The sequence below is a fragment of the Arthrobacter gandavensis genome, from assembly GCF_015355785.1.
GTDB classification, from domain to species: domain Bacteria; phylum Actinomycetota; class Actinomycetes; order Actinomycetales; family Micrococcaceae; genus Arthrobacter_B; species Arthrobacter_B gandavensis_A.
Genome location: NZ_JADKYW010000005.1, coordinates 350,340 through 367,441 on the forward strand (window position 1 = coordinate 350,340; position 17,102 = coordinate 367,441).

At 67.1% G+C, this 17,102-nt stretch carries 17 protein-coding genes; 4 read left to right on the top strand and 13 right to left on the bottom strand.

The features are described from left to right. Position 1: 1 nt before the first annotated feature. Positions 2-226 (top strand): exodeoxyribonuclease VII small subunit, encoded by a 225-nt coding sequence (locus ITX31_RS06670; protein WP_152226597.1) that lies wholly within the window; start codon positions 2-4, stop codon positions 224-226. Between the two features lie 36 nt (positions 227-262). Here the strand turns inward: ITX31_RS06670 and ITX31_RS06675 are convergent, their stop codons facing one another. The 11 genes from ITX31_RS06675 to galU form a co-directional block, all read right to left on the bottom strand. Then, the gene (locus ITX31_RS06675; protein ID WP_194782690.1) at positions 263-1,495 is read right to left on the bottom strand and encodes a pyridoxal phosphate-dependent aminotransferase; all 1,233 of its coding nucleotides are present in this window, start codon (positions 1,493-1,495) and stop codon (positions 263-265) included. A gap of 124 nt (positions 1,496-1,619) precedes the next feature. Then, entirely contained in the window at positions 1,620-2,588 is a 969-nt protein-coding gene (locus ITX31_RS06680; protein WP_194782691.1) for a glycine betaine ABC transporter substrate-binding protein, read from the bottom strand. Then, on the bottom strand, positions 2,585-3,334 hold the full coding sequence (locus ITX31_RS06685) for an ABC transporter permease (protein ID WP_416354789.1): 750 nt from the start codon (positions 3,332-3,334) through the stop codon (positions 2,585-2,587). Before ITX31_RS06685 ends, ITX31_RS06680 begins: the two co-directional genes overlap by 4 nt. Continuing rightward, positions 3,334-4,026, bottom strand: coding sequence for an ABC transporter permease (locus tag ITX31_RS06690; RefSeq protein ID WP_194782692.1), 693 nt, complete (start codon positions 4,024-4,026; stop codon positions 3,334-3,336). Before ITX31_RS06690 ends, ITX31_RS06685 begins: the two co-directional genes overlap by 1 nt. Positions 4,027-4,028: 2 nt before the next feature. Beyond that, positions 4,029-5,198, bottom strand: coding sequence for an ABC transporter ATP-binding protein (locus tag ITX31_RS06695; protein WP_416354791.1), 1,170 nt, complete (start codon positions 5,196-5,198; stop codon positions 4,029-4,031). Between the two features lie 127 nt (positions 5,199-5,325). Beyond that, positions 5,326-5,787, bottom strand: a complete 462-nt coding sequence (locus ITX31_RS06700; RefSeq protein ID WP_194782693.1) for an NUDIX hydrolase — start codon at positions 5,785-5,787, stop codon at positions 5,326-5,328. Next, on the bottom strand, positions 5,784-6,707 hold the full coding sequence (locus tag ITX31_RS06705) for an N-acetylglucosamine kinase (protein ID WP_194782694.1): 924 nt from the start codon (positions 6,705-6,707) through the stop codon (positions 5,784-5,786). The genes ITX31_RS06700 and ITX31_RS06705 overlap by 4 nt, the downstream gene beginning before the upstream one ends. A 71-nt stretch (positions 6,708-6,778) precedes the next feature. Further along, positions 6,779-8,044, bottom strand: a complete 1,266-nt coding sequence (locus ITX31_RS06710; protein ID WP_194782695.1) for an aminoglycoside phosphotransferase family protein — start codon at positions 8,042-8,044, stop codon at positions 6,779-6,781. Positions 8,045-8,054: 10 nt separating this feature from the next. Next, a complete protein-coding gene (locus tag ITX31_RS06715) occupies positions 8,055-9,008 on the bottom strand; it encodes a hypothetical protein (RefSeq protein WP_194782696.1) in 954 nt (317 codons plus the stop codon). A gap of 96 nt (positions 9,009-9,104) precedes the next feature. Continuing rightward, the gene (locus ITX31_RS06720; RefSeq protein ID WP_194782697.1) at positions 9,105-9,722 is read right to left on the bottom strand and encodes a GNAT family N-acetyltransferase; all 618 of its coding nucleotides are present in this window, start codon (positions 9,720-9,722) and stop codon (positions 9,105-9,107) included. A 4-nt stretch (positions 9,723-9,726) separates the two neighbouring features. Then, positions 9,727-10,629 carry a UTP--glucose-1-phosphate uridylyltransferase GalU gene (gene galU / locus ITX31_RS06725; protein ID WP_091602851.1) on the bottom strand — a complete coding sequence of 301 codons (903 nt, stop codon included), beginning with the start codon at positions 10,627-10,629 and terminating at the stop codon, positions 9,727-9,729. Between the two features lie 68 nt (positions 10,630-10,697). On the opposite strand from galU, the gene ITX31_RS06730 reads away from it, so the two are divergent. The 3 genes from ITX31_RS06730 to ITX31_RS06740 all read left to right on the top strand — a co-directional run bounded on the left by ITX31_RS06730 (position 10,698) and on the right by ITX31_RS06740 (position 12,617). Next, on the top strand, positions 10,698-11,288 hold the full coding sequence (locus ITX31_RS06730; protein ID WP_194782698.1) for a 5-formyltetrahydrofolate cyclo-ligase: 591 nt from the start codon (positions 10,698-10,700) through the stop codon (positions 11,286-11,288). Positions 11,289-11,393: 105 nt separating this feature from the next. Then, the gene (locus tag ITX31_RS06735; protein ID WP_194782699.1) at positions 11,394-11,702 is read left to right on the top strand and encodes an FmdB family zinc ribbon protein; all 309 of its coding nucleotides are present in this window, start codon (positions 11,394-11,396) and stop codon (positions 11,700-11,702) included. A gap of 138 nt (positions 11,703-11,840) precedes the next feature. Further along, positions 11,841-12,617: an SAF domain-containing protein gene (locus ITX31_RS06740; RefSeq protein WP_194782700.1), complete on the top strand. Its 777-nt coding sequence runs from the start codon at positions 11,841-11,843 to the stop codon at positions 12,615-12,617. A 37-nt stretch (positions 12,618-12,654) separates the two neighbouring features. Here ITX31_RS06740 and ITX31_RS06745 read toward each other — a convergent pair whose 3' ends face one another. Together ITX31_RS06745 and ITX31_RS06750 are read right to left on the bottom strand one after the other, a co-directional pair. Further along, the gene (locus ITX31_RS06745; protein ID WP_194782701.1) at positions 12,655-13,176 is read right to left on the bottom strand and encodes a hypothetical protein; all 522 of its coding nucleotides are present in this window, start codon (positions 13,174-13,176) and stop codon (positions 12,655-12,657) included. Then, positions 13,148-17,080 carry an AAA family ATPase gene (locus ITX31_RS06750; RefSeq protein ID WP_228529092.1) on the bottom strand — a complete coding sequence of 1,311 codons (3,933 nt, stop codon included), beginning with the start codon at positions 17,078-17,080 and terminating at the stop codon, positions 13,148-13,150. The genes ITX31_RS06745 and ITX31_RS06750 overlap by 29 nt, the downstream gene beginning before the upstream one ends. Positions 17,081-17,102: the final 22 nt, after the last annotated feature.

Here is a 17,102-nt window from a genome sequence, read left to right on the forward strand (position 1 = left end):
CATGAATGAAGCAGCAGCACTCCCGGCCGACATCGAGGCCATGAGCTACGAACAGGCACGCGACGAACTCGTGGCCGTGGTGACCCGGCTGGAGGCAGGAGGAGCGAGCCTCGAAGAGTCGCTGGCACTCTGGGAGCGGGGCGAGGCGCTGGCTACCCGCTGCGAGTCCTGGCTCGAAGGCGCCCGGGAGCGCCTCGAGGCTGCCCGCGCAGCACGCGAGGCGTGAGGTCCCGCTGCCGCGGGGCGGCAGCGGGACTAAGGGTTACGGCTTGGAGGTACCGGGCTTGTAAGTGCTGAGGAACTCCGCCAGGCGGGAGATGGCATCCTCGATGTCCTCCAGCGCCGGGAGCGTCACCATGCGGAAATGGTCAGGGCGGATCCAGTTGAATGCCGTGCCGTGGGAGACCAGGATCTTCTGCTGCTTAAGCAGGTCCAGCGCGAACATCTCATCCGATTCGATCGGATAGGCCTCAGGGTCCAGCTTCGGGAAAAGGTACAGCGCGCCCTCGGCGTTTTCGACGCTGACACCTGGAATGTCATTGAGCATCTTGTGGGCGAGGTCGCGCTGCGCCTTGAGCCGGCCGCCGGGCAGGATCAGGTCATTGATGCTCTGGTATCCGCCAAGCGCGGTCTGGATCGCGTGCTGGGCCGGAACATTGGCGCACAGGCGCATGTTGGCCAGCAGGTTGATGCCCTCGATGTAATCCGCGGCGGCCCGCTTGGGACCCGAGATGGTCATCCAGCCGCTGCGGAACCCTGCAATCCGGTAGGCCTTCGACAGACCGCTGAAAGTCAGGCAGAGGACATCATCCCCGGTGAGGGACGCCGCATTGATGTGCACCGCGCCGTCGTACAGGATCTTTTCGTAGATCTCATCTGCAAAGATGATCAGGCCGTGTTTCCGGGCCAGGTCCACGATCTGGCGCAGCACGTACTCCGGGTACACCGCGCCGGTGGGGTTGTTGGGGTTGATGAGCACTATGCCCTTGGTACGCGGAGTGATCCGCTCTTCCATATCGGGAACGTCGGGCCACCAGTGGTTTTCCTCGTCGCAGAGGTAGTGCACGGCGGTGCCGCCGGCCAGGGAAACCGAGGCTGTCCACAGCGGGTAGTCCGGAGTCGGCACCAGTATCTCGTCGCCGGTGTCCAGCAGCGCCTGCAGCGACAGGGTGATCAGTTCGCTGACGCCGTTGCCCAGGTACACGTCATCGACGTCGATGTTCTGGATTCCGCGGCCCTGGTAGTACTGGACCACTGCCGTGCGTGCGGAGAAGATACCGCGGGAGTCGCTGTAGCCCTGGGCCGAGGGAAGGTGGCGGATCATGTCCACCAGGATTGCTTCCGGCGCCTCGAACCCGAAGGGCGCGGGATTGCCGATGTTCAGCTTCAGGATCCGCTGTCCCGCTGCTTCCATGCGCTGGGCGTGCTCTAGGAGCGGCCCGCGGATGTCATAGAGGACGTTGTGGAGCTTTTGGGACTGGGTGAATTCGGCCATCTACACAGAATGCCATAATCGTCTCCGTCCCTCCCCAGCCGCTACGCCGAGATAGCAGAAACTGCCCGTATGGCGCGCCATACGGGCAGTTTCTGTCATCTCGATGAGGGGGAAGGGTTGGAGATTAGGCCAGGCCCTTTTCTTCCAGCCACGCCTGGGCGGCGTCCTTCGGGTCCTGCTTCTGGTCTCCGGAGACCGCCTGGTTCAGCGAAATCAGGTCCTCAGTGGTCAGCATCGAGGAGATGTTGTTGAGCACGTCCTGCGCCTCCTGCGAGACGGCGTCCAGGTTGACCAGCGGGACAACCTGCTGGGCAATGAAGTTATTCTTCGGGTCCTCGAGCACCACCAGCGAGTTCTCCTCGATGGAAGGTGTGGTGGTGTAGATATCCGCTGCCTGGACCTTGTCCGTCAGCAGTGCCTGCAGAGTGGCCTCGCCGCCGCCGTCGTTGATGGCTTCGAAGCCTGCCGGCTCGCAGCCGTACTTTTCCTTCAGTCCGGGCAGGCCGTAGGCGCGTTCCTGGAAAGTGGTGGGTGCGCCGATGGTGATTTCGCCGCAGACCTCGGCGAGGTCCTCGAGGGAGGTCAGGCTGTACTTCTCGGCCGTAGCCTGCGTGACCACCAGGGCGTCCTTGCTCTCGGCCTCAGCCGGTTCCAGCACCGCGATGTTCATGTCCGGCGACTCTTCCTTCAAGGCATCCGGAAGGGCGTCCATGATCTCTTCGGCGGACTGCGCAGTGGCTTCGGTATCAGCGAAGAGCAGCAGGTTACCGCTGTAGTCCGGAATGACCTGCACCGATCCGTCTTCGAGCGCACGGTAGTAGATCTCCCGTGAACCGATGCCGGGCTGCGTGGTGGCCTGGATACCTTCGGCGTTCAGGGCGCCGGCGTAGATCTCGGCGATGATCTGGGACTCGGGGAAGTCGGCCGAACCCACAACCAGTGTTGCGGAGTCCTGCGCACCGGTGGGCGCGGAGGACGATTCGACACTCTGCGGATCCGAGTTGGCGCCGCACGCGGCGAGCATCAGGACCGTGGCGATGCCTGCGGCACCGGTGAGGGTTTTTCGGGTGCCCGGACGGGTAAGAGTTCTCATGCTGTTGTTCTTTCTGCGAGGCCGGCAGGCGATGGCTGCCGGCGGCGGTGGTTGGCCGGTTTCCGGGATCCGCTGCGCAGACCCGGCGAAAGCGCGAGGCGCTGGACGGCCGCCAGCACCAAGTCAACGGCGAGGGCCAGCAGCGCGATCAGCAGCGCTCCTCCGAAGAGGCGCCCGTTGTCCCGCAGCTGGGTTCCCTCGATCAGGTACACGCCCATCCCGCCCAGGGAGATGAACGCCACCACCGAGACGGTGGCCAGGACCTGCAGCACGGCGGCACGGACGCCGCCAAAGACGACCTTGAACCCGTTGGGCAGTTCGACCCGAAACAGGATCTGAAGTTCGTTCATGCCCATGGCGCGCGCGGCGTCAACAACCGTACGGTCCACGGAGGAAATGCCTGCATACACTCCTGCCAGCAGCGGCGGAATCGCCAGCAGCACCAGTGCCCAGATAGGCGGCATCAGGCCGATTCCGGCAAGCAGCACAAACAGGAACACCAGCCCCAGCGTTGGCAGGGCTCGCAGGATGCCCGCACCGGAGACGACGACGACGCGGCCGCGGCCGGTGTGCCCGATGTACAGTCCCAGCGGCACCGCGATCAGGGCCGCAATGCCGACGGCGAGGGCCGTGTAGCCAAGGTGTTCCAGGATCCGCTGCGGAATGCTGCCCGTACCGGTCCAGGAACTCTCAGCGGTCAGCCACTCGAACATCTGCACGAGGACGTTGTTGGATGAGTAGTCCATCAGCCTGCCGCCGTCCGCGCTTCGACCGTGTTCAGCGGCAGCTTGGGTCCGCCGCGTCTGACGGCCCGGCTCCAGGGGGTGAAGAGACGCTGCGCCAGCACCAGGACCAGGTCCAGCATGAGGGCCAGCAGCAGGATCAGAGCTATGCCGATCACGATCTCAGTGGGGAAGTTGCGGTACAGGCCGTCCATGAACAGCCGGCCCAGGCTGTCTATGCCAAGCAGCGCTCCCACGCTCACCAGGGACATGTTGGATACCGAGATCACCCGCAGTCCGGCGAACAGCACCGGCAGGGAAAGCGGGAGGTCGACCGCGAAGAAGCGCCGCACCGGGCGGTAGCCCATGGCCGTGGCGGCCTGGCGGACATCGTCGTCCACCGAGTTCAGCGCATCCACGGTGGAGCGGACCAGCAGGGCGACCGCGTAGATGGTAAGCGCCACCACCACGTTGGTGATGTCCAGGACACGGGTTCCGAGGATCACCGGCAGGAGGACGAACAGGGCCAGCGACGGAATCGTATAGAGGATCGCTGAGGATGCCAGGATCGCTCCCCCGGCGAACCGGTGCAGCCGGGCGAACTGGGCCAGCGGCACGGCGATCAGCAGGCCGAGCACCAGCGGCACCACGGCCTGGAACAGGTGCAGCGCAGTCAGCCGGGAGATCATCTCCGTGTTGGCCCAGAACCAGTCCATGCTCAGACCGCCGAGCCGTGCAGCGCCTTGCCGCGGCGCAGCCGGGCGGCTTCGATCAGTTCGAAGATTTCACCGGCCCGGACAATGCCTGCGGCTGCTCCCTCGTCATCCACCACGACGCCGAGGCCGGAGGGCGAGGACAGGGCGGCATCCAGCGCGCTGCGCAGGCTCTCTCCGCGGCGGTGCAGGGATCCGCCGGGGACCAGACTGTCCGGGGAGGTCACGGATTCCCGGTTGCTGGCCGGCACCCAGCCCAGCGGCCGTCCGGCATTGTCAACGGCCAGCGCCCAGCCGCCGTGGACCGCAACGGCAGGGTCCGCCAGCTCCGCCGGGTTCAGGGTCTGGACCGGATACACGGGTACCGCGGTGCCGGGCTGGAAGCCCAGGTGCCGGAAACCGCGGTCGCGGCCCACGAAACCGGCAACGAAGTCATCAACCGGGGCCCGCAGGATTCCTTCCGGACTGTCGTATTGCGCAAGGCGCCCCCCGACGGCAAAGACCGCTACCTTGTCTCCCAGAATTGTCGCCTCATCAATGTCATGGGTGACGAACACGATGGTCTTGGCAAGGTCCCGCTGAAGACGCAGCAGCTCCTGCTGCAGTTCGCTGCGGACCACGGGGTCCACCGCACTGAACGGCTCATCCATCAGCAGCACCGGAGGATCCGCGGCCAGGGCGCGCGCAACTCCCACGCGCTGCTGCTGTCCGCCGGAAAGCTGGCCCGGGTAGCGCTTGCCCATGGCTGATTCCAGGCCAACGACGTCGAGCAGTTCCGCGGCCCGGGCCCGGGCCTGCTTCCGCGAAACCCCGTTGAGGCGCGGAACGGTGGCTATGTTGTCTAGGACTGAGCGGTGCGGGAGCAGCCCGGAGGACTGCATGACGTATCCCATGGAGCGGCGCAGCGCTGAAGGGGCAATCCCGGACGCATCTTTGCCATCAACGTGGATGGTGCCGGACGTCGGTTCCACCATCCTGTTGATCATCCGCAGGGACGTCGTCTTGCCGCAGCCCGAGGGACCCACGAAAACAGTGATGGCGCCCTTGGCAATGTCCAGGGACAGGTTGTCCACGGCAGCCGACTCCGCGCCGGCGTAGGACTTCGTGATGTTGCGGAAGCGGATCATGGGCTCGGCGGAACCCGGCCGGGCCGGTGTGGCGTCCGGAATCGACATAGCTGCCTCCGTGGTTGGGGTGCGACGGGCTCGCATACGGGTAAAAAACGGCAGTATGCTGACAAGCCGTGGAATTAAGCTATGTGCTTTCCTGCCCCCGAGTCCAGCAGGAGTTTGGTTTACGCGCCTAGCGTAGCGGCGCGGTTCCGCCCCGGGGCGCAGCGTTCAGCAGTTTCAGTGCCGCGTCAACCAAACCCACCCGTTCCAGGCCCGCAACCTCGGCCAGGGGGAACCAGGCTGCCTCGTCGGTGCTGCCGGCCGCCTCGTGCACCAAACTGCCCGCAGTGACCCGGGCCCGGTAGATCACCCGCAGCGCGTGGAGCATCCTGCCCTCGCCGCGCATCCGGCGCTCAGCCGGAATGAAGTGGCTGTCCACGCCCAGCAGGTCTTCCAGCTCTACGGTGAAGCCTGTTTCTTCGAGGACCTCACGGACAGCGGCGGTAGGAGCGTCCTCGCCGTACTCCAGGCCTCCGCCGGGCAGCGTCCAGGCGGAGTTGCCGTGCTGGTTCCAGTGGGCCAGCAGGATCTGCCCGTCCCGGACCACCACGGCATAGGCGCCTACCCGGACATCGAAGCCGCGCCCGCTCATGCCGGTCCGCCCTGCAGGAGGTAACGCACGCCGAACACGGGGTCCTGGCTGAGGAACCGGACATCGCCCAGGCCGCGGGCAGACAACCCTGCCAGCAGAAGGTCCTGGAGCATCGGCTGGTGCACCCCGATTCCACCGCCCACTACTACCGGCCCGCTGATGCCCAGCCGCGCCGCGACGTCGGCCACCAGGGACGCCAGGTCCCGGGCTGCCGTGGCTATGATGCTGCGGCTGGGTGCGTGGCCCTCCTGGGCCGCCTCGAAGACCACCTGTGCCATGGAAGCCCAGTAACGCCGGCCGGTGTCGGCATGGAACCGGCCGATCAGCGCATCCGGGGCTTCCACGCCGACGGCGAGCAGCAGCTCCGCTGCCAGCCGGTCCGTCCGTTGTCCCAGGTCATGGAGGCGGAGTGTGTGGCGCACGGCTTCGCGGCCGATCCAGTAGGCGCTGCCTTCGTCTCCGAGCAGGTAGCCCCACCCGCCGGATCGGGCCTGCCTGCCGTCCGGAGCCATTCCCCAGGCCACGGAACCGGTACCGGCGATCAGTCCGATGCCGTCCGGTGCCTCGCCTGCGGCCAGGATCAGCCGCGTGTCATGGACCACGGTCACCTCTGCCGCGGGGACATGTTCCAGGATCAGGTCCCCCAGCGCCGCCGCGTCCTGCTCCGTGTCCACTCCCCCGGACCCCGCGATGACGCGGGTTACGCCGTCGGTACCCAGTGCGGCGAAGATCTCTGCCAGGTTGTGGCGCGCCTGTTCCCGTGAAACATTCTGCACATTCGCACTTCCGCTGACGGCTTCGGCGACTGTGACCTGGCCCTCGAGCCGGACTCCGTGGGTTTTGGTGCCCCCGATGTCGAGGCCGATGGCCGTCATTTGCAGGTCTGGGCCGGTGCCGGATGCGCTGGTGCTCGATTGCATTCCCTTAGCCTACGCAGGTGAGGTGCTTCACCGGATATCGAACGGCCATTTGACGCTTCCAGCCGTGCAGGTCAGGCACCCGGGCTCCGTTCCGCGAGCTCCAGGAGCCCTTCCGCGGCGGCAAGCCGCAGCGCCGCGTTGGACTGCCGGTCCAGGCCGCGTCCGTCCCGCGCTCCGGGAACGAGGCTGAGCGCCACACCGGCCGCACGTGCGTTCAGCGCGGCAGCTGAACTGCCCGCCTCTTCCGCTGCAGATTCGAAGCCTGCCCCGTATTCCGCCAGCCCGTCCGGCAGCGCCGATTCCGGCGACAGCCGCGCCAGGACCGCGAGGTGGCCCAGGAAACAGGCCAGGTCATCAATGCGGTGTCCGGGACCCAGGCCGTCCACGTCCAGGACCCCGGTGATCCTGCCGTCCGCCGTGAGCAGGTTCCCCTCGTAGAAGTCACCGTGCACGGGAACCACGGGTCCGGGGTCGAGGCCTTCAACCATCGCTTCGATTCTGCTGGAGATTCCGAAGATCCGTCGCCTGCCCGCGGCCAGGACATCGGCTGCGGCCCGCCCGTAGGCGCGCGCACGCTCAGCCCACGCGGGGCGCCTGCGCAGTTCCAGCGCCGCGGCCGGGAGCGCGTCAAGGATCCGGATCAAGTCTGCTGACGTGAGAGGGCTGGAGCCGTCCGCCAGCGCGTGAAGCAGCGGCCTTCCCGGAAGCGGGGAGAGAGCGACGGCGCTTCGGCCCTCGGTCCCTGCCAGCAGTGCGGCGGCGGGGACCGGGGATTCGGCCAGCAGCCGGTGCCGATGCCGCAGGCCTTCTGCATGGGCGGGCAGCACCACCTTGACGTATGCCTCGTCCCCGCCCTGCACCGCGTGCACGACCGCCCGCCGCAGGGGCCTGTAGCCAATGACCGTCAGGTCCAGGCCACCGACATCTGCAGCGCCGAAGATCTGCCGGGCTATGTCGGGCGGGGAAAGTGCCCATGCCAGATCCGGGAGCAGCGGGTCGGAGGGGTGAAGCCAGAGGAAAAGCCGAACTCCGGACAGCGAGGTCCGCAGCACCGGTCCGGCAGCAGCAGCGCCGTACGTTGTCGCCCCCGCGTAGAGAGTCAGGGGCCCGCCCTCGCGGTCGATTGCACGAACGCGGTAGAGCGCAGTTGCCCCGGCCCCGGGACGGTCAAAGGTGCGCTCATGGACCCATGAGTCCAGGACGAGGCGCCGGGAGGCCAGGAGTTCGGCCAGGGGAACGGCAAGGCCGGTTCCTTCGAGCAGGACGCGTGCCGGGACCGGATGCGGGCTTCGCCCTGAACCCGGACGGCCTGGTTCCCTGCAGCCGCCGGACCTCATTGCGCTGGGGCTAGGCCCGCCGGCGCTGCAGGACGTCGTCCAGGTTCAGGATGCCGGTAGCGGTCCGGGGCTCGATCGCGGTGCTGCCCGCTGCCGGAGCGGCAACCGAACGGATGGGAGTCTTCAGAACGGGTTTGGGCGCAGCTGGAACAGCCAGGGGCTCCGGTGCCGGGCGGGGAGCCGCCGGAGCGTCCACATACGTCGGTTTCGGAACTGCCACGGGCTGCCACGAAGCAGCTTCGGCACTCTTTGCGGCTTCGGCCAGGGCAGCCGCCCGCAGCTCCTGCGCGGTCAGCCGTGGAATGGGCTTGGGCTGCGGAGCCGCGGGACGTACGGGCTCTGCAGCTGCCGGAAGAACGGCAGGGCCGTCTCCATCATTGCCGGCGGCGTCGAACACCGTGTCAGCTTTCGGGTTGCTGCGCACCGGGGCCTGCGGGCGTGAGTCCTGGTTCGTTACGGCCGCAGCTGCAGCACGGCGGGCCCGGCGTTCGCGCCTGTCGCGGACTGCGAGGCTCCGCAGCGAAGCCACCACGGCAGCGGCACCGAGGGCAGCAGCGGCGGGGATCCAGCCGGACACGGCGCCCAGGAGTGCGGCTGCGCCTCCGCCGACGACCGCGACCACACAGAACAGCCCGAGGACGGCCAGCGACAGCCTGCCGTAGCGGATTTTCAGGGGTCCGGCAGTAGCCGGAAGAACGCCGCCGGAGAGGGCAGCACCTGCCGCAGAGCCCGCTCTCAGGTGCGGCGTGTGCTGGACGCCGTTGCTGGTGTTGTACATGGTGTTCCCCTGAGAACTCGGGTTCGGTTCGGTGGCGGCACTGCTGGGCGCGCGTTCGGCGGTGCCGGTACGTCCCGGGGACGGCGCGGGCACCTGCTTTCCGTGCAGGTACTGAGGGGCAACCCACAGCAACCAGAGCCCGACGGCTGCCGCCAGGACGAGGGAGCTGTTAAGAGGGAAGTCCACAACTATGACCGTAGAAGAAAACCCTCATCAGGCGCGGGATTGGAAAGGGGTGTGTCGAATCACGGCTACTGGAACCTGCCCGCATATAACCCGAGGTCAGCGGGCAGGTGCCAGGCGGGAAAGGAGTCCGTCCGGAACTTCTTCCGCGGTGAGGGCAAAACTGAGGTGGTCGGCCCACTGACCCGCAATATGCAGGTACCGGCGCCGCAGCCCTTCTTCCCGGAACCCAAGTTTCTCGACCACTCGCAGGCTCGGAGCGTTTTCGGGCCGGATGTTGATTTCCATCCGGTGCAGCCCTAGGGTCCGGAAGCAGTGGTCAGTGGCCAGCGCGACGGCGGTGGGCGCGATACCGCGGCCGGCGCGTGCCTCGTCCACCCAGTACCCGAGGGTCGCCATGCGGGCCGATCCCCAGATGATGGAGGAGACCGTCAGCTGTCCCACGATTGCCGGGGAGCTGCGCACGCCGCCCTGGCGTTCAGTAATGACGAACGGCAGGGCAGTGTCCTGGCGGGCCTGCTGGTTGAGGCTGCGGACCATTCCGGCGTAGGACGGGAGGACGCCGCCGGGCAGCGGATTCGTGGCTTCCCATGGCCCAATCCACCGGGCATTGCGCGACCGCACCGAATTCCATTCGGTGCGGTCGCGGTAACGGATCGGCCGGAGGATGAGGTCGCCGCTTTCCAGCGTCACCGGCCAGATCGCCGACCCCAGCATTGAACTAGCCTTCGTCGGAGGTGTTGAAGTCCTTCAGCCAGGCACGCAGGTCCGGACCGAGGTCTTCGCGCTCGGAGGCAAGGGTGACAACGGCCTTGAGGTAGCTGAGCTTGTCGCCGGTGTCGTAGCGGCGCCCGCGGAAGACGACGCCGTAAACGCCGCCCCCTTCACCTTCGGTCCCCGCGAGTGTCTGGAGGGCGTCGGTGAGCTGGATTTCGCCGCCGCGGCCGGGGCCGGTTTCTTCAAGGACACCGAAAACGGAGGGGTGCAGGACGTAACGGCCAATGACGGCGAGGTTCGACGGCGCATCAGCGGCGTCGGGCTTCTCGACGAGCTTGTTGACGCGCACGTAGTCCTCTCCCTCAATGACGGAGATGTCCGCGCAGCCGTAGGCGCTGATCTGGTCCGGTTCAACCTCGATCAGGGCAACGACGGAGCCGCCGGTCTTGGCCTGGACTTCCACCATCGTTTCAAGCAGCGGATCACGGGCATCGATCAGGTCGTCGCCGAGCAGCACGGCGAAGGGATCGTCGCCGATGTGCAGCTTGGCACGCAGGACGGCGTGGCCGAGGCCCTTCGGGTCGCCCTGGCGCAGGTAGTGGATTTCGCCCAGCTCGGAAGACTCGCGGACCAGCGCAAGCTTCTCGTCGTCGCCCTTGTCCTTTAGGGTCTGCTCGATGAAGGGCACGCGGTCGAAGTGGTCCTCGAGGGAGCGCTTGTTCCGGCCGGTGATCATCAGGATGTCCGGCATGCCGGCGTTGACGGCCTCTTCTACGACATACTGGATGGCCGGCTTGTCCACCACCGGAAGCATTTCCTTCGGCATGGCCTTGGTGGCCGGAAGGAAGCGCGTACCCAGGCCGGCGGCGGGAATTACGGCTTTGGTGATTTTAGGGCGTGAGGTCATGACCGTAAGAGTACCTAAGTGAATGCTCAGCGCGCCAAATGCCTCTTCGTTGCGGGCACAATAGGTCCATGACCGGCGACACGAAGGAACAGGTACGCAGCAATTTCAGGCAGAAGCGGCGGGCGCTGCGCGCCTGGGGATCTGCGCAGCAGCTTTCCAGTGCTGCTGCGCCCCTGCTCCGAGCGCTGGAACCGGGCTCCATGGTCAGCTGTTACCTTTCCACTGGAACCGAACCGGACACCTCGGCGCTGCTTGCGGCACTGGTGGATGCCGGCCATACCGTCGTAGTCCCTGTCTGCGAACCCGGATACCGGCTTTCCTGGTGCCCGTGGATTCCCGGGGGTTCCCTGGTTCCCGGACTGTTCCCTGGAATTCCAGAGCCCGCCGGCCCGCGGTGGGACCTCCCGGAAATAATGGAACTGAACCTGCTGCTGATACCGGCGCTCGCTGCATCCTCAGACGGAACAAGGATGGGAAAAGGCGGCGGTTACTATGACCGCTTCCTGACCCGGTACCGTGCGGCCGGCGGGACGGCACCGGTTGTGGCAGTGGTCCATGATCATGAGTTCGTGCCTGCCGGCGGCCTCCCGGCCGATGCCCTTGACGTGCCGGTGGACGGAGTCCTGCGCCCGGCCGGTTACACGGGGGTCCGGCAGTAGGGGGTGTATACTTAGCACTCTAGGCCGCAGAGTGCCAATCGTTCCGCCGCCCGGCGGAAAGTGACACTGCTGAGGCCTTCCTTTCGCCCTTCACAAGGAGTAAGAGTGCCCACATATGCCTATGCCTGCAAGGATTGCGGTCACGCGTTCGACATCCAGCAGTCCTTCACCGATGACAGCCTGACCGTCTGCCCCGAATGCGGCGGCAACCTGCGCAAGAAGTTCAACAGTGTGGGTGTGGTTTTCAAGGGCTCGGGCTTCTACCGCACGGATTCACGCGATGCGGCTTCCACTGTTCCGGCTGCCCCGGCGAAGGATGCGCCTGCCAAGGAAGCCGTTAAGGGATCGGCCAAGGCCGCACCGGCCGCATCTTCCGCCACGGCATCGCCGGCGTCCGCACCGGCGGCCGGCTAGTCCACGTTTCGGGCTGCCCTTCTCGGGTACCCGGCAAGAGGGCGTCCCGCTCCTCCACAGGAGCCAGGGACGCCTTTGTTGTCCCCGGCCTGCTGCGCCCGGCTCCCGGCTTCTCTCTGCGGCACCTAGCGTTGCCGCATGTTCAGCAGATCGCGCCGCCGCCGCATCTCCGGAAAACGGATTGGCATCCGAACCCCCGGGGTTCCTCCAGCGCATCCCGGCGCCAGGCACCAGAGGGGAAGGTTTCACCGGTTCCTGGTCCGGCGCCGCCGGCTCCTCGCAGGGCTGCTCGCCGCTGCTGCAGCAGGCATCGCAGTCCAGGCAGCGCTGCCCCCTGATCCTGCGACGGTCCGCACTGCTGCCGCGGCCTCGGACCTGCCGGCCGGCCACGTCATTGGCCGGGGCGACGTTCGGATAATCAGCCTGCCGCCGGGCGCAGTGCCGCAAGGGGCCGTTACCGACGCCGCGGCGGCGGTGGGACGGCAGCTCGCCGTTCCTCTTCGCGGCGGCGGTATTGTCAGTGAGACTGTCCTGGTTGGTGACGGACTGCTGGCCGGATCACCGGCGGGTACCGCCGCGCTCCCCCTTCGTCCAGCCGATCCGGCAACAGCGCGGCTGCTCTCTCCCGGCACCCTGGTTGATGTGGTGGCGGCTCCGGAGGAGGGTTTCGACAGCGCCGGCCCTCCGGTAGTCCTGGCTTCGGGCTTGCCCGTGCTGTGGATTACCGGAACGGACAACGGGGCCCGGCCGTGGCCGGGTGCGGATACTGCGGTTGACGAGCAGCTGGTGGTGGTCGCTGCACCCAAGACGGAAGCCCCGGAGCTGGCCGTTGCCTCAGCCCGCGGCGGACTCTACTTTGTCCCGAACGGATTTGTCCCGAACGAAGCACCCGGCTCCGAGCCCCCGGCCGGCTGACCCCTCGTCCGGGTCTGGCGGAGCGACAAACCTGCGGCTATCCCCAGTGTGGCGGACGCTGTTCAAGAAGCCAGGCTGAGCTGTCCTCAGGAGAGTCTCCCCATGCACGGGGGTCGTCTTCACCGGCGGTCTGCGGCAGGATTCCGGATCCCTGGCCGGGAGGCACCTGGCTAGCCGGGGTCTTGTCATGCTGGGTCTTGTCATGCAGGGTCTTGTCATGCACTGCCTGGTCGTGCACCGCCTGATCAGGCGGCTTCTGGTCCTGCGAGGTCTTGCCCGCTCCTGCGGAGGTGCCGTCGCCGGCATTCGGTGCGGCAGACCCGGGCGTGCCGTGACCGGCTGGCGGCGCGTCCGCGCGCTGGGCTGCGGCGGGGGCCGTATGCAGCAGCTGCGCTGCCTGCTTCAGCCTGGTGGGCGCTGAGGTGCTCCGCCGGGAACGGCGTTTAACCTTCCCGGCGGCCGCGGCAGGGTTCCCGTCCGCTGCCCCCGGGCCGTGACCGCCGGGAGGCGGCACAGTGCCGGACCCGGTGTCAGGAGGGCTGTTCTGTTCCTGGTTCATGCTGCCTGTCGATTCCACCGGCCACTGCGGCTGCTGCCGCTGAAGCCCGGATGGCTGGGTTGGATTGTTCCTCTGAGCGCTGACGGACCCGCGTGCTGCCGTGGGGAACCACGGTCGCCTGGGCGGCTGCCGCAGGAGCTTCTCGAATCGGCTCGGGCCCGGGGACCGGGGACGGGAGTCCAAGGTACCGGCCCACCAGATCGGCGCACGCGGCGGGATCGGTGAAGACTTCGATGGTCCACAAAGGCATGTAGCGCCAGCCGAGCCGTTCAAGCAGCTGGGGACGCAGCCGGCTGCGCTCCCGTACGCTCATTCCCCGGTACCGGGCGGTTCCGTCAGACTCGATGGCCATAGGAACAGCTGGATCCGCGTCCGCGGAACGCCGGACTGTCGCCACAATGTCGATCACGTCGTCGTAGTGGTCCCACACCTCGGCGCCCCGCAGCCGCAGGCGTCCCACCAGGTCCGCCACAAGCGGGTCGTCCGCCATGATTGAGTTGCCGGCCGAACGTTCACCGGCAGGCCGGACAGGTCCGCCGTCGAGCTCACGCACCAGCATCTGGTAGAAATCACGTGCTCCGTGTCCCAGCCTCGACTCGTCGAGGTCCGAAGGCTGGAAACAGGTCAGCACGTGAAGCCGGTAGCGGGCACGGGTCATCGCGTTGACAAACCGTCCCCGCCCGCCGGGCTCGGAGAGCAGGCCGAAATTGTGCAGGGCACGGCCGTGCGGGGTCCTGCCGAATCCCAGCGAGAAGATCACTGCGTCCCGGACAAGTCCGGCGGCCCGGTCAGCCGGTACCACACGGAACGATTCGGCACCGGGGGCGAAGAAGTCCGCTGCCCAGGGGAAATTCGCCATCTGCACGCGGATCGCCTCCGCCACCCGGACAGCGTGCCGGGGGCTGGCAGTAATGACGGCCAGGGACTGGCTCGGCCGGCGCCGGACATGTTCAAAGACCAGGTCGACTACACGGTTGACCTCGGCGGAGACGCTTTCAACGCCCTCCTGGTCTGCACTGGGCATGCCCGTGCCGTCCGCGAGGTATTCGACGGTGAGCGGCCGTTCACCGGTTGCCACTTCATCTCCGCGCGGGACCCAGGAGAGCTGTCCGCCGTAGAACTCCGCGGAGAGCTGCTTCAGCAGGTGCTTGTCGGTGCCGCGGTAGACGGTGGAGAGGCTGCGGACCGGGAGGATCCGGGCCAGGGCGTCGAAGGCGCTGGGGAGTTCGTCCCCGCCGGAGCCTGCCCCGGGCTGCTGGATGTTGATGGTGAACGGCCGTGGTCCGCCCAGGTTGCCGTCCCCAAAGGCGAGGACCTGCCCGGCGCGTGCGATCGCGGGAACGGCAGCCTGCAGGCTCATGGACTCTGCATCGAGGATGATCAGGGCGTCGAAGCGCCGGGATCCCGGAAGCATCATCGGCAGCAGCAGGGGGCTTGCGGCCCATACCGGCAGGAGCGAAGAAACCAGCTCATCGGACTGGCCGGAGAGGGAATCAACCGTGAGGGGCCCGGTCTTGATGACGTCCCGGAGCTGCGCCGCGTCCCTGGCCCGGGATTTGATGCCCTCGCGCCAGCGCCGGGCAAGCTCCCAGCGCAGCCGGGAGGCACCCGAGGCTATGTGCGCGTTGTCAGCCAGGCGGTACTCGGCTTCAAGCCGGCGCAGGCTGTCGCCGTCGGACATCGCCAGGTAATCGTCACCGCTGATCATCGCTTCCAGGGCTGACTGCCACCAGGCCAGCTCCAGTTCGTAGCCGACCTGCCGCGGCGTCACTTCGCGTGCTTCAAGGTCATCGAGCAGTTCGCCAAGTCCCTGTCCGCGCATCTCGTCCACCAGCAGGGTGCGCTCGGGCAGGGTCTCAAGGGTTTCCTTGTCCCCGGCGAGGGCACGGAGCTTCTTCTCCAGGTCATCCAGTGACTGGTCCGCGAGGTTCGGTTTTTCCGGAGTTCCGGAGAGGATGCGGGTCAGCTCGTCCAGCTGGTCCTTGACGCCAAGGTAGGTCCTGTTCAGGTCGGCGAGGCCCGTGGGAACGGAAGGATGGCGCTGGGTCGTGGCGTAGCGCGTCCAGATACCGCGCTGCTGCTGCACCTGCACCAGCGAGGTGTGCAGGTCTGCAATATGCACGCCGGGACGGATGTATTCCTTCGCGACCCGGCGCAGCCGCGAACGGGTCATGGAACTCATGTCCACGCCGTGCTCGCGCCGCCAGGAAGAGGACGCCGTGGCGGAAATCAGATCCGTAACGGGGCGGTCGAAGATGTCCGGAGTGAACTTGTCCAGGCTTTCGCGGACAGCGACCAGCAGCTGGAGCTGTTCGCCCCACTGCGCGAAGGTCTCCCCCAGCCGGATCTGTGAGTGCTCGGCCACTTCCTGGACCCGGGTGCGCAGCTGCGGCAGTGCTTCGGCCAGTTCCTCCGTGAGCTGGTGCGCTGCTTCGGTTTCCTTGCGGTTGAGCAGTTTCGCTCCGAACCAGGGACTTGAGACGGCGGCACGGGAGAAACTTCCCAGTTCCGCGGCACGACGCAGGCGGCCGGTCAGCTCGGTGCGGTCCGTGATGCTGTCCAGGACGCTGCGCTTGAGCCGGACGGTGGTGGCCGGGGCCGGCGTAAGCGAGGTAAGTTCGGCCAGGGACTGCATCGCCTGGTAGGGCGAACATCCCCAGCGCTGCCGGACGTTGTGCAGGGACTTTACATGGTCCCGCAGCTGGTGGCGGCTCTCCTGCAGCACCTTGTGCAGGTTGCCCAGGTTCGGCTCGGCGGCCTTCTCATTCCGCACGATGGCGCGGACCAGCCGGTCCCGCAGGGCTTCCTCGCCCAGCCCGGCTCCCAGCTGCAGGACGAGTGAACCGAGATTGAGGTTCTCCAGGGCGGAGACGAATTCGTTGAGGGTTCCGCGGCGCTCAGCGACGACGAGCACGGACTTTCCGGCGTTCACCAGAGCGGCGGCGGCGTTGACCGCGGTCTGTGTCTGGCCGGTTCCGGGAGGTGCCGAGACGACGAGGGAATTCCCGGCACCGGCGAGGTCCAGCACGTCCTGCTGCTCGCGGTCCGCATCCAGTACCAGGAGCTCGGAGGCCGGTGCGCGGTCATCCAGCGGCGGAAGCCCCGGGTCCGCGGGTTCGCCCACCTCTGCGCTGCCGTCCACGGCGGCGTCCATCAGTGCCCGGAGAATGGGATGGGAAGGATCCAGGGCCGCATCCTCTGAGAGGTCCGGCAGATCCGCGAAGGTGGAGACGAGCAGGCGGTGCTCGATGTTCATGCCCCGCACCCCGTCGGTGAGGCCGCGCAGCCGTTCCAGGACCGGGTGCGGATCAAACCGCGCCGTGCCATAGGCCAGCCGTGCCAGGGATTCGGCGTCGACGTCCAGGCCCTGCTGGTTTTCGAGGTGGCGGATGAAGGCAGGGTTCAGCTCGGCCTTGCCGGTGAGCTGGAGCTCGTAGTCATCCTGGGCCGCATGTACCGTCAGGCTGACGGCGGTCAGCAGTACCGGGGCGGTCAGGGATTCCGGCCGCAGGGCTTCATCCGAGGCGTAGCGCCAGGAAGCGGTTCCCGCGGCAAGATAGCCGACGTCGATACCGCGGTCTGAGCCCAGTTCGTAGATCTTGGCACGCAGCGCCCGGGCTGCGCGCATGGCGGTCCTGTAGTGGTCCGCATCACGCAGCAGCGTTGAGAGCCGGGTTTTCCTCCCGGCCAGCAGCTGCGCGAGCCCGGAGGGGTGGGCGTGGGTCAGGTCGATGCTGTTCTCCGGGGTGACCGTGAAATGCAGCAGCGTGTCCGACCCGGCGTGCTGGCCTAGCCCGGCCAGCCACGGCAGCAGGAAGTCCGAGGCGCTGTCCCCGGGATTCTGCTCAGACACTGATGCCCTCTTTCCTGCACTTCCGCGCGACGATCTCGACCAAACTGGCATACCTTCCAAGCTATCGTCATTT

Excerpts from the sequence above, each read along its gene's own strand:
- ITX31_RS06720 (WP_194782697.1), bottom strand. The coding sequence starts at position 9,722 with ATGCTGGGGTCGGCGATCTGGCCGGTGACGCTGGAAAGCGGCGACCTC.
- ITX31_RS06740 (WP_194782700.1), top strand. The coding sequence starts at position 11,841 with ATGTTCAGCAGATCGCGCCGCCGCCGCATCTCCGGAAAACGGATTGGC.
- ITX31_RS06685 (WP_416354789.1), bottom strand. The coding sequence starts at position 3,334 with ATGGACTACTCATCCAACAACGTCCTCGTGCAGATGTTCGAGTGGCTG.
- ITX31_RS06675 (WP_194782690.1), bottom strand. The coding sequence starts at position 1,495 with ATGGCCGAATTCACCCAGTCCCAAAAGCTCCACAACGTCCTCTATGAC.
- ITX31_RS06730 (WP_194782698.1), top strand. The coding sequence starts at position 10,698 with ATGACCGGCGACACGAAGGAACAGGTACGCAGCAATTTCAGGCAGAAG.
- ITX31_RS06750 (WP_228529092.1), bottom strand. The coding sequence starts at position 17,080 with ATGCCAGTTTGGTCGAGATCGTCGCGCGGAAGTGCAGGAAAGAGGGCA.
- ITX31_RS06690 (WP_194782692.1), bottom strand. The coding sequence starts at position 4,026 with ATGGACTGGTTCTGGGCCAACACGGAGATGATCTCCCGGCTGACTGCG.
- ITX31_RS06710 (WP_194782695.1), bottom strand. The coding sequence starts at position 8,044 with ATGAGGTCCGGCGGCTGCAGGGAACCAGGCCGTCCGGGTTCAGGGCGA.
- ITX31_RS06680 (WP_194782691.1), bottom strand. The coding sequence starts at position 2,588 with ATGAGAACTCTTACCCGTCCGGGCACCCGAAAAACCCTCACCGGTGCC.
- ITX31_RS06705 (WP_194782694.1), bottom strand. The coding sequence starts at position 6,707 with ATGCAATCGAGCACCAGCGCATCCGGCACCGGCCCAGACCTGCAAATG.
- galU (WP_091602851.1), bottom strand. The coding sequence starts at position 10,629 with ATGACCTCACGCCCTAAAATCACCAAAGCCGTAATTCCCGCCGCCGGC.
- ITX31_RS06670 (WP_152226597.1), top strand. The coding sequence starts at position 2 with ATGAATGAAGCAGCAGCACTCCCGGCCGACATCGAGGCCATGAGCTAC.
- ITX31_RS06700 (WP_194782693.1), bottom strand. The coding sequence starts at position 5,787 with ATGAGCGGGCGCGGCTTCGATGTCCGGGTAGGCGCCTATGCCGTGGTG.
- ITX31_RS06745 (WP_194782701.1), bottom strand. The coding sequence starts at position 13,176 with ATGAACCAGGAACAGAACAGCCCTCCTGACACCGGGTCCGGCACTGTG.
- ITX31_RS06695 (WP_416354791.1), bottom strand. The coding sequence starts at position 5,198 with ATGTCGATTCCGGACGCCACACCGGCCCGGCCGGGTTCCGCCGAGCCC.